Annotated in this window: 13 protein-coding genes; 7 read left to right on the top strand and 6 right to left on the bottom strand. The window is 43.0% G+C overall.

Annotated elements, in window-relative coordinates; translation table 25 throughout:
- The first annotated feature begins 6 nt into the window (after positions 1-6).
- The 3 genes from WC753_02340 to WC753_02330 all read left to right on the top strand — a co-directional run bounded on the left by WC753_02340 (position 7) and on the right by WC753_02330 (position 2,596).
- Positions 7-984 carry a metallophosphoesterase gene (locus WC753_02340; GenBank protein MFA6080301.1) on the top strand — a complete coding sequence of 326 codons (978 nt, stop codon included), beginning with the start codon at positions 7-9 and terminating at the stop codon, positions 982-984.
- Positions 985-1,211: 227 nt separating this feature from the next.
- Positions 1,212-1,700: an adenylyltransferase/cytidyltransferase family protein gene (locus tag WC753_02335; GenBank protein ID MFA6080300.1), complete on the top strand. Its 489-nt coding sequence runs from the start codon at positions 1,212-1,214 to the stop codon at positions 1,698-1,700.
- A gap of 26 nt (positions 1,701-1,726) precedes the next feature.
- The gene (locus tag WC753_02330) at positions 1,727-2,596 is read left to right on the top strand and encodes a hypothetical protein (protein ID MFA6080299.1); all 870 of its coding nucleotides are present in this window, start codon (positions 1,727-1,729) and stop codon (positions 2,594-2,596) included.
- Positions 2,597-2,686: 90 nt separating this feature from the next.
- On the opposite strand, the gene dnaK is transcribed toward WC753_02330, so the two are convergent.
- Complete coding sequence (gene dnaK / locus WC753_02325; protein ID MFA6080298.1) at positions 2,687-4,612, bottom strand: molecular chaperone DnaK; 1,926 nt, start codon at positions 4,610-4,612, stop codon at positions 2,687-2,689.
- A gap of 794 nt (positions 4,613-5,406) precedes the next feature.
- On the opposite strand from dnaK, the gene gyrB reads away from it, so the two are divergent.
- Positions 5,407-7,320 carry a DNA topoisomerase (ATP-hydrolyzing) subunit B gene (gene gyrB, locus WC753_02320; protein ID MFA6080297.1) on the top strand — a complete coding sequence of 638 codons (1,914 nt, stop codon included), beginning with the start codon at positions 5,407-5,409 and terminating at the stop codon, positions 7,318-7,320.
- A 112-nt stretch (positions 7,321-7,432) separates the two neighbouring features.
- Here gyrB and WC753_02315 read toward each other — a convergent pair whose 3' ends face one another.
- The 3 genes from WC753_02315 to WC753_02305 form a co-directional block, all read right to left on the bottom strand.
- Positions 7,433-8,473 (bottom strand): hypothetical protein, encoded by a 1,041-nt coding sequence (locus WC753_02315; GenBank protein ID MFA6080296.1) that lies wholly within the window; start codon positions 8,471-8,473, stop codon positions 7,433-7,435.
- Positions 8,457-9,611 carry a prepilin-type N-terminal cleavage/methylation domain-containing protein gene (locus WC753_02310; protein MFA6080295.1) on the bottom strand — a complete coding sequence of 385 codons (1,155 nt, stop codon included), beginning with the start codon at positions 9,609-9,611 and terminating at the stop codon, positions 8,457-8,459. Before WC753_02310 ends, WC753_02315 begins: the two co-directional genes overlap by 17 nt.
- Positions 9,612-9,901: 290 nt before the next feature.
- A complete protein-coding gene (locus tag WC753_02305) occupies positions 9,902-10,201 on the bottom strand; it encodes a hypothetical protein (GenBank protein ID MFA6080294.1) in 300 nt (99 codons plus the stop codon).
- 122 nt (positions 10,202-10,323) lie between these two features.
- Here WC753_02305 and WC753_02300 point away from each other — a divergent pair, with 122 nt between their 5' ends.
- The 3 genes from WC753_02300 (at position 10,324) to WC753_02290 (ending at position 14,828) form a co-directional block, all read left to right on the top strand.
- The gene (locus tag WC753_02300; protein ID MFA6080293.1) at positions 10,324-10,917 is read left to right on the top strand and encodes a hypothetical protein; all 594 of its coding nucleotides are present in this window, start codon (positions 10,324-10,326) and stop codon (positions 10,915-10,917) included.
- A 366-nt stretch (positions 10,918-11,283) separates the two neighbouring features.
- Positions 11,284-13,791, top strand: coding sequence for a translation initiation factor IF-2 (infB, locus tag WC753_02295; GenBank protein ID MFA6080292.1), 2,508 nt, complete (start codon positions 11,284-11,286; stop codon positions 13,789-13,791).
- Positions 13,792-13,919: 128 nt separating this feature from the next.
- Positions 13,920-14,828 carry a DMT family transporter gene (locus WC753_02290; GenBank protein MFA6080291.1) on the top strand — a complete coding sequence of 303 codons (909 nt, stop codon included), beginning with the start codon at positions 13,920-13,922 and terminating at the stop codon, positions 14,826-14,828.
- Positions 14,829-15,035: 207 nt separating this feature from the next.
- On the opposite strand, the gene WC753_02285 is transcribed toward WC753_02290, so the two are convergent.
- Entirely contained in the window at positions 15,036-16,385 is a 1,350-nt protein-coding gene (locus WC753_02285) for a ComEC/Rec2 family competence protein (GenBank protein ID MFA6080290.1), read from the bottom strand.
- Positions 16,386-16,495: 110 nt separating this feature from the next.
- Positions 16,496-17,161: a hypothetical protein gene (locus tag WC753_02280; protein ID MFA6080289.1), complete on the bottom strand. Its 666-nt coding sequence runs from the start codon at positions 17,159-17,161 to the stop codon at positions 16,496-16,498.
- Positions 17,162-17,170: the final 9 nt, after the last annotated feature.

Genomic DNA, 17,170 nt, shown 5'->3' with positions numbered 1-17,170 from the left:
GTATTCATGTCACATAAAGCATCTCCCCTTACTCAGATAAAGCACAGTATCGGAAAAGCACTCTGTTGAACCTTTTTGACGATGCTAGGTGTGCGTAATCAGGCGAAAAAAAATGCTCAAAAAATCGTCTACAAAACAGAAAAACTTCATTTTTCCTATGTGCCGTCAGCACTTCGTGGCACGCACTTGCTTTTCCTGACGGACCTCCACATCGGTGGTGATATCGATGAGATAGCGACACAGATCTCAGTCGATATCCATACGGTCCTCAAATTCTCTGATAGAGAGAAAACCATTATTCTTCATGGAGGTGATTTTGTCTGTGGCGGACACGAGGAAAATATGACTTCGGAGAAAAATTTTCTTGATGTTGCTCCGCATCTTTTTTGTGGATTGACGCAGTATCCTCAATTTGCGGTTCTCGGCAACCATGATCATACCAATAAACATTTTGAAGCTATACGATGACACCTAGAAAAAATCCATAAAATCAAATTTCTCGAAAGTCCCGAGGACACCGAAATCGTCTACATCGAAGATGCTGCAATCTCTATTCACTGTATTCATACACTGGCAACGCTCCTGCATAAACATATAAAAGCTGAACGAGACAAAATTCTCGATGCTTCCATTGCCTCCATTAATTCCACCGAAACGGACTTTCATGTAGTGCTTCTCCATAATCCCGACGGTCTCGAATTCCTCCTCCAGCGGCTTCTCGAGACGCACCAAACCCTGATTCATCCAACACTTTTCTTGGCAGGGCACACTCACGGGGGGATGTTTGATATTCCCTTCTTTCGTCGCATCGGTTTACGAGCCTGCAATACTGAGCATGGTCGATATAAGGGATGGTATGGTCCGGAGTGAAAATACGCACAAACAGGCGATTGGCAGCTCTATGTCTCAACAGGTATCGGAAACTCAAAATGATTGGGCTACCGCATCAATGCCCATCCGGAAGTGGTGTTGTTTACCTTGTAAAACCGTCATTCCAGCCAAGTCTGAGTTTATCGAAGACGCGAGGTGGAATCTATTCCTGGCTGCCATTTGTACTTTTGATGCCAAAAGTACCAAAAGCATTTAGTGGACATAAACTCGCTATAAACTGAATTCAAGAATATACTTGATTCATCCCGCTCAAACAGTACGTCCCCTAAAAACCTATTTCTTTTTTCCAGAATAAGGCATATAATACCAGCCATAAACCCATGCAATCAAAAATCCCTATTTTTCTCTGACGATTTCAGCCCTTTCATATCGGACATCGGAGTATTGTCGAGAAAATTCTTGAAAGTCATCCGTCCATGACATTGATTGTCGGATCTTCAGACAAATTTGGTACAGACGAGAATCCTTGGACTTATCTAGAGCGACTCGCTATCATTGCTGAAAATATTCCAGAAGAATTGCTCAGCCGTATCACTATTTGTCCACTCCCAGATGTGCCAGATGATGATATCTGGTGCAAAAATCTCAAGTGTATTCTGCCCCCCTGACAAGGGGGGATTAAGGGGGGTTTGGTGCCAGAGGTTGTACTCTTTACCGGCAATGAATGGGTACGAGATATTTGTACACGACATGATATTCAGACCGACTGGATTAGCTCCTACACGATAGATATCTCAGGGACAAAGATTCGAGAGATGATACGAAAAGGGGAAGATGTGAGTCAGTGGACAAAAATAGAATTGACATAAATTTTCTATAAGTATTATCTATACTTATGGGGGATGACAACAAAAATACTTTGGTTTGATCTGATAAGGTGATATGGAAAATGCTTTCCATGGCTGTTGAAGATAAATGACCGGAGGCAGTCGAATTACAGGAAATTATCCGAACACGATTTGAACCGGTCATGGATATCCTGCAGAATCATCCTCACATACCAAGACATATTCAGGAATATTTGGCTTTGGAAAATCCTGCGCCAGAAGTTTTAGCTAAAATACGTTGACGCATTTTAACAATTATTAGGGGAAATCATTCAGCAAAAAATACATCAGGAAAGATAAAGGATGAATCAGATGAAGAAGATCCTCTTGAAGCACTCGGAAACCAAATCCAAAGACTCTATGGGAATGGGTGGCATTGTGAGAAACAAGTTGCTGAGTTTTGTGAGCTCTCTGCTGAATATATTGATTTATTTGTTGATTTTTATAATGTATCTAAGAACGATAATGAAACTGACTGAGCGGATGACGGCTATCATGATCGATATGAATATGATGAAGATACTTTCGGCCATGACGATTGATATGAATATGATGAAGATACTTTCGGAGAAAAAATTGATATTAATCCATATGATGTAAGTATTCTGAAGGCAATTGTTTCAGCAGTTCAGTCGTATTTGGGATATCTGAACGCCGATAGAGGGAAGCTTCTTGATGAGCGAAATTCTGGTCGATGGGATCATATGAGAACCGTCGTTGAGTGATTGCGGCAATTATTATTTGAAGTAAAGATCGGGAAATGAGTGAGAGACATTGAATATAGTCTTTTTAACTCTATTTCAGCTTTTTTGGTTCAATGGGATGCTCTAGATATGGAGATAAACGATTTTCCAACAAAAGAACAGCAAAAAGAATAAAAAATTTATCATAAATAATCCCCTGAAAAATCAGGGGATTTTTATCACTATATCGGGTTATCTCGTTTTCTGGTTATCTTGCAAATATGACTACTTCTCTTCCTCAACTTCCGCTTCTACCGTTGGTCCTTCATCCGAAGGTTCTGAGCTTGTCGAAGAGCTCTCTGCGTCTTTCACACGGACGCCTTCATCTTCTACGCCTTGTGTTGAGCTTGTCGAAGCATAGATTGCTTGTCCAATTTTCATCATAATATCATTAAGTGGTTGGCTCGCGGCTTCGATCTCAGACTTTGTTGCAGCAGGATTTTCGAGAGCTTTTTTGAGGGCTTCGATTTTTTCTGTTGCCGCAGTTTTATCTTCTTCTGGGATTTTTTCTGCATTGTCTTTGAGTGTTTTTTCGCCCTGATGGATAAGAGAATCAGCGAGATTGCGGGCTTCCACTGTTTGTTTTTTCTCACTATCTTTGTGACGATTTGCTTCTGCTTCTTTGATGAGATTTTCTACTTCTTCTTTACTCATACCACCACTATTTTGGATCGTGATTTTTTGTTCCTTGCCTGTGCCTTTATCCTTCGCAGAGACGGAGAGAATACCAGAAGCATTGATGTCAAATGTCACTTCAATCTGTGGCACACCACGAGGTGCTGGCACGACTCATTCGAGGATAAACCGACCGAGAGATTTGTTATCTGCTGCCATCTCACGTTCTCCTTGGAGGACATGAATTTCGACACTTGGCTGATTATCTTGCGCTGTTGAATACACTTGCGATTTACTGGTAGGAATAGTCGAGTTACGTTCGATCATTCGTGTCATCACACCACCGAGCGTCTCGATACCGAGAGAGAGTGGGGCGACATCGAGGAGGAGGACATCACGGACATCACCAGATATAATACCTGCCTGGACAGCGGCACCGATGGCGACTGCTTCGTCAGGATTGACACTGGCATTTGGTTTTTTACCAAAGAATTGCTCCACCTTCGCGAGTACGAGTGGGACACGAGTTGATCCTCCGACGAGAATGATCTCATCGATTTGATTTGCTTGTAGACCTGCATCAGAGAGGACCTTGCGGCATGGCTCGATAGAGCGCTCTACGAGGTCACCGACGAGTTCTTCAAATTTTGCACGAGTGAGTTTGAGGAGGAGATTTTTTGGTCCACTCTCATCCATCGTGATATAGGGGAGATTGATTTCTGTTTCGGTCGCTGATGAGAGTTCCTTCTTTGCTTTTTCAGCTTCATCACGGATTCTCTGGACAGCCATAGGGTCTTTTTTGAGATCGATACCCTGATCTTTTTTAAACTCAGTAATGATATATTCGAAAATTCTCTGATCAAAGTCGTCACCTCCGAGATGGGTATCACCATTCGTAGCGAGCACTTCAAATGTTCCTTCACTTCCGATTTCGAGAATAGAGACATCAAATGTTCCTCCTCCGAAATCATAGACAGCGACTTTTTCATCCTTCTTTTTATTGAGACCGTAGGCAAGGGCAGCAGCGGTTGGTTCGTTGACGATACGTTTGACATCGAGACCAGCTATTTTACCAGCGTTGATGGTTGCTTGTTTTTGATCGTCATTAAAATACGCAGGGACCGTAATCACTGCTTCTGTGACTTTTTCACCGAGAAATTTCTCGGCATCTTCCTTGAGTTTCATCAGCACGTGTGCTGAGATTTCCTCAGGGCGGGTTGCCTTACCATTGAAACTAATCAGCGATTCACCATTCGGTCCTGCAGTGACCTCATACGGCGCATTGATAACTTCGTTGTCCACTTCACTTCGCTTACGTCCGATAAAACGTTTGGCAGAAAAAATAGTTTCTTTTGGATTCGTAACCGCCTGACGCTTCGCAGGTGTACCGACGATGATCTCGCCTTTTTTATTTGCCACGACGGATGGTGTCGTGCGGTTTCCTTCTGCATTTGGGATGATTTTTGCTTCACCACCTTCCATAAATGCTACGGCCGAATTGGTCGTCCCGAGATCGATACCGATAATTTTTCCCATAAAATATAAATTAAAAATTAAGTGTTAAGCCAAAGCATAAGCTATAGCTAGAGAAAGGAATTTTTATAGAATAATCCGCTCTCTGGCTTCTGCTCTATCTCTAGCTCCGAGAATAGTATATTTAATTTTTATGAGATTGCAAATCTTTTTTAGCACGTAATGGGTTCAGGTGCTAATATTGATAAAAATAGAGCTAGGGCAGAGGTCAGAGATAGAATTAGAGATAGAAAAAGAGGTGAACCAAACTCCCCCTTGGATTTTCGAGAGAAAATCAGAGGGGGCGGTACAATGAGAATACAAATGGGGGTGTTGTGTTTCAGTCATCCGCCTAGGCGGATCCAGGTTATCAAACTATTTTTCATTCATGGCTACACTTTGTACTTTTTCTGAAAAAAATACCGGAGAAATGAGCGAATCTCATTTCGAGTAGACCAAAAAATAATGGATCATTTAGGGGACAAAAACTCGTTATCTTTCAGGTTCATCATAATTTCAATATTCATCCCGCTCAAACAGTTTGTCCCCTAAAAACCCTTTTCTCTATAGAATCTTTTAAAAATATTTTTTCATAGTGTACATTAAAAAAGCAATTTTATACTCAAAAAACGTGAAAGGGAAATGGCAAGTACTTTTCGACCAGAAAAAGACGCTTTCATGCCTTATTTTACTTGAAAAATCGAGAGTATCACTATACTGCCCGTATGTTTTCCTTTGAGTGTTCAAGTGCCCCAAATACAACACACCAGCACCGAAGAAAACCTCTATAAAACACTTACTTGTTAACCCCTCTTCCTGTGTCTCAAGAAAATTACTGAGCCAGCTCAATCCAAGTCCTCGAAGGGCTCGAAGCTGTACGCAAACGACCATGAATGTATATTGGTTCTACAGACAGTAAAGGCATGCATCATTGTGTCAAAGAAATCGTCGATAATTCTATCGATGAGGCATTGGCAGGATACTGTAAACACATTACTCTCAAGCTCCTCGAAGATGGGAGCTGTGTCGTCATCGATGATGGACGAGGTATCCCAACAGATATTCATGAAAAAACAGGCGTTTCTGCGCTTGAGACGGTTATGACTGTCCTCCATGCTGGAGGGAAATTTGGTGGTGATAATTCTGGCTACAAAGTCTCTGGAGGTTTGCATGGTGTCGGTGCGTCTGTGGTCAATGCGCTCTCTACAAGAACAGAAGCAACTGTCTGGCGAGATGGTGTCGAATATATGCAAACGTATGAACGAGGAAAACCAACCGGTCCAGTCGAAAATAAGTGAAAAACAGATCACGTCAATGGGACGATGATCCAGTTTTGGCCAGATGAAACTATTTTTGAAGATGTCGTCTTTGATTTTTCGTATGTCAAAAAAGATTTTCGTGAACGAGCGTATCTCACAAAAGGTGTGGTGCTCACAGCTATCGATGAGCGTGCTGGCAAAGAAGACAGAATTCGCTACTTTTTTGAAGGAGGTCTTCGCTCATATATCACTTATCTCAATCGCCATCATGACACGTTGGGCGACATATTTTGGACAGATAAAACGATGGATAATGTCGTCGTCGAGATCGCGCTTCAGTACCGAAAGGATGACTATAATGAGCACCTGACCAGCTTCGTGAACAACGTCATCACGCCAGGTGGAGGTACGCATATGACAGGGTTCCGCACCGCTCTCACACGCACGATCAATAAATACGCCCGTGAAAAAAACTTTCTCACAGAAAAAGATACCAACCTTACCAATGAAGACGTCGCAGAAGGTCTGACGGCTATTATCTCCGTCAAAGTGTCTGATCCACAGTTTGAAGGACAAACTAAGGACAAACTTGGGAACTCTGAAGTTCGAGGTATCGTCGATAAATCTTTCGCTGAGAATTTCCTTGATTTCCTCAATGAACAGCCAAAAAGTGCTAAATTTGTCATCGAAAAATGTCTGCTCGCCAGTCGTGCTCGTATGGCCGCTCGCTCAGCTCGTGAGACGATTATCCGAAAAGGCGCACTGGAAGGTCTTACATTACCATGAAAATTGGCGGACTGTGCCTCAAAAGACCCATCTCGCTCTGAGATCTACATCGTTGAGGGAGATTCGGCAGGATGATCTGCGAAGCAAGGGCGTAATCGAGAATTTCAAGCAATCCTGCCATTACGAGGAAAGATACTGAACACAGAGCAAGCACGTATTGATAAGATATTTATCAATGAGCAAGTGAAAAATCTGATTACCGCAATTGGTTGTGGGATAGGAGACACGTTTGATATCACCAAAGCTCGCTATCATCGTATCGTCATCATGACGGATGCCGATGTCGATGGAGCACATATTCGTACACTGCTTCTCACATTTTTCTTTCGATTTATGCGACCACTGATCGATGCGAGTTTTCTCTACATCGCGCAGCCACCACTCTACAAGCTCACCAAAGGACGCGAAGCGTGGTATGCGTATAATGAAGAAGAGAAACTAGAAATCATCGAAAAAAATGATGTCAAAACAGAAGGTATCCAGCGCTACAAGGGTCTCGGAGAAATGAACCCAGAACAGCTCTGGGAGACGACGATGGACCCAGACCGTCGTATCATGGCGCGAGTGGCTATCGAAGATGCAGAAGCTGCTGATGAGATATTCCGAGTCTTGATGGGCCCAGAAGTACCTCCTCGACGTCGCTTTATCCAGTCACGAGCGAAGACGGTAGCGAATCTGGATATCTAATATACAGATAGAGCTAGAGCAAAAGCCATAGACAGGATTTGTTAATGATTGTATTCCCAAAAAAACTATTCCTTTCTCTATATTCTGTTTTTGCTCTAGCTTTCTTTTGTGACTAAATATCCTGTGGTGTTGGTATCAAATCTATCACTCGCTGGAAATAGAGACCATTCTCTGAGAGTCCATCACCGATAACGACAGCATTGAGATCAGGAAGAGGGGCTGCGCTCGTTCATGAAGAAATGAGCTGAAAATCAAGAGGTGTCGTACCATCGACCGACAAAGAAAGACTACAGATTGTTGCGTTACTGCAATCGAAATTCAAGAAAGTTTCTAAAGGTTGTAGATATTCAGCAGTAATAGTGCCATCCGCATTAATGGTTTGGATATTCCCTGTAAGTGTATTGAGTCCGGAAAAAGGTTCTTCTGTTAAACTGTCTATTGCATAATCATTTGTAAATGTCTTCACCGTTGTGCCATCGGAATATTGCATTTTGAGGGTGAGATTGGTATTTACAGGAACAGCATCTTTAAATTTTATTTTTAATCCAAAATTATCTATTAATTTTGTAGCCACTCCTCGAAAATCAAATCGGAGTCCTCCAGAATTATTGGGATCGAGAGTGTGGTATGCTTTATCACGTTTGCTCGTGCCAAAATAGCTCGGGCTGGCATCTTTTTCAAAAAGTCGTATCTTCAGAGGGAGTTCTGGATTGGCGCTACTGATAACATGGTCGGATAGTGCATTGGTAAGGATGAAAGGGGGCGCGAGTGTTGTGATGCTTTCCGTGATGGTAGTACCGTTTATGGGGGGGATAGTACATCGGGTAGCTCCACATCATATATTCCCACGTCGAGGTGATACTACTGCTGTGGTATCTATACTGCTTAATAATCAAAAAAGAGAAGGTAATCTGAGAGCAGTGAGTGTACCACCAGTTCCTGTAAAAAAAGTGAGTCGTGCGGTCTCTGTCTCTCATCGGGCGGTGTAGTATGCCTGTGCTGCGTCATTCATTCATCGGACATTCTTCGCATAGGGGATGATGCGCTGGAGGAGTATCAGTGCTGCCGTGAGCATCACGCTGACGAGCAATATAGTGACTACGAGGGCTGACCCACGAGTACCACGCAGAGAATGATTATTCAGAGAGATCATAGGTAGTGATAAGAGTTCGAGGAAAATTATAGTCAGAAAGGACAAATGATTTATTTCTGAGACGAGTACTGAGGTTGACTTCGAGATAGAGAGAGACTTGCGGTGCTCGGACAAGGTCACCTGATCCACTCAACAGTGCTGGTATTTTGAGGGGGGCAGGGAGAAAGGTCGCACGGAGGACATTCATATCAGGCGAGGTGACATCGACCCATATGAGGTTTGGGGAGATATCGGGAGGTCAGGATATTGTTTCTTCGTGAGCGGATGTGTAAATATCTGCTTCAACTGATGGACAAGTCACCGTTCATATCATAAAGTCAGGAGCCGGTATCCAGGCATCGATAATACCATCTGAATCGATATCACAATCTGTAAGTTTCGTTATCTGTATTTTTCCGAGACAGCCATCAATACTTGTGGCAGGAGCACAAGTTCCAGCGACATCGACATCATCGACATACACATGCCGAAAATAGGTACGCTCATAGGTGCCATCGAGATTTTTTTTAATCAGATAGAGCTCTGGGAGTCAGATATTTGGGATATCTTGTGGGATGAGAGCGGTTGCTGAGCGATCAAAAACATTCACTTGTGTAATTTGTGCATCTAATTTAAAAACTGGTGGGAGCTGAATCGGTACAGGATATCCGACAGGATCATCGTAATTGAAAGCGAGTGCTTCATGCTGGCCGTAGGGTTGTTGTCAGACAGGGAATGGTGATGTATAGGGTCATACTGTTTTTGATGTACTAACATAAGAGCCCGTTATACAAGCATCATCCTGAGCTCAGCTATCCACACCACAATAATACATCGGTGGTCTACTCGCTACATCTCCATTTCAAAAATGTGAAGCAACTGTAAATGTAAATATACCATCCGCTCTAGTAGTCTGTGCATATCCGAGCATCCTCCGATTAAAATATTCTTCATAATCGACCGTTCCTCCTGAACGGATCAGTGAGGCAAGTTTTTCATTCGTATAAAAGAGATTTTTCTGGATATCGATCACCGCTCAGAGTCGTGCTTGTGATTCCATAATACTCTGAAATGCACTATACCCAGTCATCAAAATCATACCTGTCAGTGCGACACCGACGAGGATTTCTATCAGAGTAAAACCAGTATTTTTACGCATATGCAAACATTGTAGAATTTACCGATAAAAAGCAAGAAAAAGGATCTGCCAATGAGAAAATAAAAAATAAGAATGAATATCTCCGTCATTCTCGTACTTGATACGAGAATCCAGGTCATCAAACCATTCCAATTTCCGGCGGCGTTCTGGTACTTTTGATGGCAAAAGTACTCAAAACCATTCGGGGGACAAAAACTCGCTATTTTCTCTCTTCATCATACTCTCTGTGTTCATCCCGCTCAAACAGTTTGTCCCCCGAAACCCCATTTCAGTATTTCAACTTTCTGAGATTACCTTTTGTTTTTTACATCGCTAACTACTTCTCCTTTCTTCTTCGGATACAAAATAACCTCCAGAAGAGTCGCAGGACTACGAAAAAAGTGATACCGTGAAGGTGACTGCCAGAATCTCCGAGGTCCATCCAGGGCTGCCCAGTGCCATATACGGAAGAGTCGTGTCTGTCTCAGAGGGGTGATTCGGCCAGTAATAAGAGCTTTCAATCCTTTGTAAATCGCTTCAAAAAATGTCACTATAAGACTCAGAAAAAGGAGGGCGAGAATGACGATAGTATTTGGTCTTTTAGGTTTCATACTTGTTGTAGTATACACAGAAAGTCTTTCGTAGTCAATGCAATCCTCTTTACTCTTCGGTTCTTATCAGTATAAATCGCGCATCTATGACATCCAACCATCATTTTCGGCCCAGACGTGGTATGCACCACGTGATGATTATCCGATTTTTTCACCGTTTGTGGAACTTTTTTTGGCGTTCATCTCTTGGTCTTAAGCTCGTATTTCTCGGCGCCATCTGTATTGCCAGTGGACTTGTCTTACCATGGGCAAACCTTTCTACTTCGCTCACCGTCGGAGCATTTTCATTTTTAGCGGGATGAATTGGATGGATTTTGAGCGTGATTTTGATAGCGATCTTGATCACACTTTTTTCCTATGATCTCCATGAAAAAACCAAAAAATATTTTGGCATCGTTCTCGACCCACGATTTGTCTATACTCAGAGTGGATTTTTGGTTATACTGCTCACTATTGTGGTGAGTCTGACATTTATCGGTTCGGCAGGGACTCTGGGGACACAGATACAGATGAATACCCATCTTTCTGGCATGGTGATGACATTGCTCTGAGGTATTTGTTTGATGACAGGAGGAAAGCTCGTACGTGCTGCAGAAGACAAACAATCTTATAAACATATTTTCGTCCAAGGGGTGGAGCACGATGAAGATGATGCATACAAGAAAATTCTCGGAGGAGGGGATACGGAAGAAGATAATATGAAATTACCACTGTAGATCGCCTAAATACAAAATACACCCGCCGAGGCGGACAAAGCGCAAAATGAAGGAATGTTTTCTTATGTCCCCTTAATAAAGGGGGATTAAAAGAAACAGAGAATCAGGATTAAGATCTCACCCCCTACCCCCTCTAAAATTCTGGTGAATTTTTAAGGGGGAGATGAAACAGCAACAAACTCCCCCTTACTCCAGTGAGGGGGCGGAACAACGAGAATGAAGATGGGGGTGTTTAAAAAGAAAAATGAGTGTTTTCGACATAACTTTTGAGAGATTTCAAGAAATTTCCCTGCATTATGCCGTTTTTTTTGACTTTTATCCGTTTATTTATACCATACAGCTCATATTTTCTAGGTTTTTAATTTTATGGCGAGTCCATCCTCTGGTGATGATTACTATGCTTCTCTCGGAAACGAGCCTGCTCATACGGGCGGGGGTTCAGAGAAGAAAAAAATTATCAAAATCGTTGCAAAAAAAGCATCAGCACCTATTGAGACTCCTGTTTCTGTTACGGAAGCGCCTGCCCCGATAGATACAACACCCATTTCAAATATTTCAAATGTGTCTCAGCACAAACCAGAAAGTGAGACACTAGAAGAAGATAAAGCATACATCTCTCGTACAGTGAAGCTCCCAGAGAGCGGGGCACTTGATTTAGGGACAAAGTTTTGATCTCGCCCAGCAGTTGTTTTTCATACACAAAATACACTCCCGAAACCATTAGGAACAAAGAAATCTGGATCAGGAGCACCTCTCGGAAGAAATCATACTTCTTCGGGTTCTTCTCAGAGCCCATTTCGCCCAGCAGGCAGTGGTCATTCTTCATCACAGGGGTCTCGTCCAGGACAGGGTGGTGGCTTCGGTGGCACGCGGACAGGAGGTCAGGGTAGTGGTGGATCAGGAGGGAATAAGCCCAATTTTCGCAAACCAGATGCACCAAAGAAAAATTTTAAAACTGCCAAGCGAGGAACCAAAAGTAAGCTCGCCTTTCTCGATACGGGCACGAATACAGAGACAGACGGATTTCGTCGTCACAAAAATATCTCAGCAGAAAAAAAGGAAGACAAAAATCTCGAAGATATTCGCCAGACTCTGGTTGATAAGGCAGGCCAGGAAGTGGAGCTCGGAAACTTTGTCTCTGTAAAAGAATTTTCTGATAAAATCGGTATCTCAATTGTTCGAATTATGGGAGAATTGATGAAAAATGGCATTATCGTCACCCTCAATTCTCAGATAGATTTTGACACATGTTTTCTCGTCGCAGAATCCTTTGGTATCGTCGCAAAACGAGCCCTCTCAAATGATAGTAGTTTGACAGACCTTATGGATGGGAATATTGATGCTATTCTCGCTGATGATGATCCGAGTGAGCAGACGATTCGTGCACCGATTATCTCGATAATGGGGCATGTCGATCATGGTAAGACATCGATTCTTGATGCATTTCGAAAATCCGATATCGCGATGAATGAGGCAGGAGGTATTACACAAAAGATTGGCGCGTACCAGATTCACAGGAATGGAAGAGATATTACTCTCATCGATACACCAGGGCATGAAGCGTTTGCCTTGATGCGTTCTCGCGGTGCTAGATTGACTGACATCATCATCCTCGTCGTCGCGGCAGATGAAGGATTGAAGCCACAAACCATTGAATCTATCAATCTCGCAAAAGAAGCAGGAGTGCCAGTGGTCGTCGCTATCAACAAAATGGATAAACCAGGCGCTGACGTCGATATGGTGAAGCGAGCTCTCGCTGATAATGAGCTGGTGCCAGAGGATTGGGGTGGTGAAACTATTTGTGTACCGTGTTCCGCGAAGACAGGTATGGGGATGGATACATTGCTCGATATGGTGCTTCTCGTCGCTGATATAAAACAATTCAAATCTCATCCAACACGTCCTGGAGTAGGCACAGTTATCGAGTCCTACCTTGATCCAGGGCAGTGAGTGATCACAAATATTCTGATCAATGCTGGTGTCTTAAATCGTGGGGATGCTGTTCTCTGCTGAGCATCATGTGGCAAGATTCGTACTATGAAAAATGCCTTTGGGAAAAATATCGCTGAAGCACATAGTAGTATGCCGGTACAAATTACTGGTCTCGATCTCGTACCAGAAGGGGGACAAATTATTCAAGTGATGACGACGCTCGATGTGGCTCGTGAAAAAGCCCAAGAATACAAACTCGCAGCAAGTAGTAAAAGTATCAACAAATTTGAACAAGCATCTCTTGGGAACCTCATGAATCGCCTCAAAACAGGAACGCTTCAATACCTCAAAATCGTCCTGAAAGCAGACAGTAACGGAAGTATGGAAGCGCTCAAGGCCTCTCTCTCAAAAATCCAAGCCAAAGATGTCGCTGTCAAAATCATTCACGCAGGTATCGGTGCTATCAATGAGTCAGATGTACTCATGGCAGGAACGAGTTCAGCGCTTCTCGTTGCGTTCAATGTCCCCGTTGGAGGTAATGCGATAGGCACACTCTCAAAATCAAGAATCGAGGTAATTTCAGAAAAAGTCATCTACCGTATTATCGAAAAAGTGGAAAGTATCGCGACAGGTATGATCGATATCAAATATGATCAACTCCTTATCGGAGAAGGGAAAGCACTGAAGATATTTTATACAGGAGAAAAAATGCAGATTGTCGGACTCTCAGTTGTGTCTGGCAATATTCAGAAAAAAGCACAGGTGAAAATTATTCGAAATGAACGAGTGGCTGGCACTGGTATTGTCGAAAATCTCAAACAAGTCGGAGAAGAAGTATCACAAGTAGAAGAGGGGAATGAGTGTGGAATTCAGTATAAATGAGATGTGCGTGTTGAAGTAGGTGACCAACTTGAATTTTATATGACTGTGGAGAGGAAGTAATTCTTCGACTTCGCTCAGAATCTACAAGAAAAAGAAAAAGACGATAGAAGTAATAGTTATAGCAATAGTCATAGGTAGGAATTTTTTTGTCATTCCATTTTTCTTTTTCTTTCCTCTTTTTCTTTCCAATGAATTTCTCCTCTCTTTTTATCGTTGCCGCAGGAATCTGCTGGTGACTCGACTGACTTCTTCGCTCTCAAATAGTTGGGCTTTCACCACTCGTGATAGTGACTCTTGAGCATGCGATAGGATTTATACTCCTCGCTATCATTGGCTGGTCACATTTTCGGGCGCCACGTCTGAATAAAAAAGCATGGCTTTCACTGATTGGTGTGGCACTTTTCTCAGGACTTATTGGTACCTATGCCTTCACATGGGCACTGGCGAATGTACACTACACCTCATTTGGTATTCTCTTTCTGCTCCAAAAGCTTCAACCTGTTTTTGCGATCACAGCAGCGCTTATTTTCCTCGGAGAACGTCCCAAAAAAAGCTTCTATTTCCTCGCAATTGGAGCACTTTTGGCGAGTTATTTTGTGAGTTTTGGAAAATCAGGACTTGATTTTTCTTTTGGAACTGATGCCTTTCGCTCTGCGATGGCGAGTATTATCGCAGCAGTCTGTTGGGGTTCGGCAACCGTGTTTTCTCGGTATCTTTCACAGCAGGGGTACAAGGCGCGCACTATGACAGCATATCGTCTCGGAATGGTGGCTATTCTCGGGATGATAACACTCTGAATTTTCACTCTTTTCGGCATCAATCTCTTCACATTCCCAGCCGATATTGCTCAATTTTCAATGATTATGGTCGGGATAGCCCTTCTTTCAGGTGTTATTGGTACGACATTTTACTACCGAGGAATAGAGTTCACTCCTGCTTCACAAGCGACGATTTTTGAGCTCTCTTTCCCGCTCACAGGATTTCTCCTCGATATTTTTTATACTCATAAAACTCCTGATCTCTGGCAGATTGTTGCTGGTATTCTACTTGTTGCCATTATGATCACGATTGCGAGAAAACAGAGATATGCCGTATAAAAAAGGAGAGAGAAAGATACACAGACTCTCACCCCCTAACCCCCTCTAAAATTCTAGTGAATTTTTAAGGGGGAGCTGAAACAAAACTCTCCCTCATTTATGAGGGAGCGGAACAATAGGACAGAAAAAGAGGGTGTCCCACTCACGGCGTTCTTGTACTTTTGATGGTCCGCCTAGGCGGATGTATTTTGTATTGGTATGGTTGTGTTACCCCTTCTTTCTCAGCTCAGACTTCACGATCATCAGAAACAAAAACCCGAGACTCACCAGAATAAAATACGATTTATAGGCGTCTATATTGACTGTCAGAAGTGACCATTTTTGGCTTCAAAAGAGCGAAATAATAGAGGAGATATAGGAGGTAGCAATCCAGGGGGTATAGCCAATCCAGATAGCCAGAGTGTGTGAGAAGAGACTGACAAAGAGTGTCATAATACCGCCATATATCACGATAGGAACAGCAGGTGCTGCAAGCATATTTGCGAGCGGACCTATAAGGGAAAATGTTCCAAAATAAAAGATAGTTATTGGGAGTGTTCAAATCGTTGCTGCGATCGTAAGGGCGGTCGCCTCCGCAAAAAAACTGCCGAGAAATCTGAGAGCATGGGCAAATTTTTTTCACCAGACGATAATACAAATAACCGAAAGAAACGAGAGCTGTAAACCGATATCATAGACGAGCGAGAGAGGATTCCAAAGTGCTATCACTGATGCGACGACAAGCGGTAAAATAAGGACGCGAAAACGGTATCACCATAGCCCTGCGCCATATCAGATAGTGCCCATTAGGGCCGCTCGCCAGACTGGCATATCACCACCGACTAGAAGCGCAAAAGCAAAAACAGTGCTAGCAATAATGCCTATCCGAATCCATACTGGCATACTGCGGATAAAGAGCGAGAGAAAGATGATGAGCATCATAATATTTCCGCCACTGACTACCATGAGATGCATAAGTCCTGATGCTTTGAGTTGTGTTTTGAGGGCTTCTGACATCGCGCTTCTTTGTCCGAGGAGCATACCAGAGAGTATTTGATATCCTTCTCGCGGGAATATTTCTTGCAATTTTTGATCAAACCATTGTTGGGTACGGACGAGGAAGCTATATTTTCTGGGAGGTTGTTTCGTATTTTGGAAAGACTGAAATTCTGCTGCCATACCACGATACCAGAGATTTTTTTCTCCAGCATATTCGGGTGTATCCTCGGGAAAGCTAAATTTCCCAACGGACTTAAAAGTATCTCCTTCAATGAGTGTTAGATTGGTGGGCAATATAAGAGCAACATCATAGCTCACCTCTTCCCCATCGATGTGAGTCAGAGAGACACGATATCGACGAGTATATTCACTGATAGAAAGCAGTCGTTCCGCTTTCCCCTCGATAGTATGAGTAAATCCACCCCAACCCACCATTTCTCAGAGAGTATGAGTGGTATCTTGCAGATGTCAGAGTGATAGAGTGCTCCATCCCCATCATAAGAAAAGACATACGAGACACACTCAAAAAAGCCACCATCGAGGTAGTTTCCAGACCGCGAGGATAAGGATGAAGAGCATAACGCACCAAATTCCAGCTCATCACCAAATACTCCCAATAATAATCCCACTCATCCACGCAAGGCATGAGAAGATTCCGAGAGGGAAATAGAGGCGGGGAGCCATGAGGATTATTTAATCGTGATGGTTTGTGACAGAGTGAGTGACTCATCAGCATCCGTTCACCACCAGACAATCGATGTTGCCACGATACATTGCGCTGGATTTTCCGGGTCACAATCTGCAAAAGTAATCTTTCGTTGAAATCATGTTTTACAGCTTTGCGTGGTATTATCAGAACAAAAGTCAGTTTCAGTTAAGCAAGTTATTATTGGACCAGGCGTATCAGACTTCACAGAATATTGCTGCGAGTACCAGCCGTATTCATTGATGCAGACATGGGTATCATTTATTGTCCCCACAGTAAGTCCTTTGTTATCATCGAGAATATAATAAGGTGTTGCTGCAGGAGTTGGTGGTAGTGGAGGTACTGGGCTAGTTACCATGACAGGGCAATTATCTGTCAATATCTGACTCCCATTAGTGGTAAAAAAAGCCGCAACGCTACCAGTGCTACAGGTACCACTGGAATAATTTGCCAAAGAAAAGGTATCTCTGAGGGTTGTCACGGATTCGAGTCCTTCACGAGCGATATTGAGAGCGACCAATCGCGTATCAGAAAGAGAAGCAAGCAGTTGCCCATTACTGACCATACTAAAAATACCCACGAGCGAGATTCAGAGAATAACCATCATTACCATCACTTCGGTGAGAGAGGTCCCAGAAGTATTTCGCATAGTCGTAAA

The organism is Candidatus Gracilibacteria bacterium, assembly GCA_041660965.1.
In the GTDB taxonomy this organism is placed as follows: Bacteria; Patescibacteriota; Gracilibacteria; order BD1-5; family JAGOOR01; genus JAGOOR01.
This window is presented reverse-complemented; position numbering and strand designations above follow the sequence as displayed.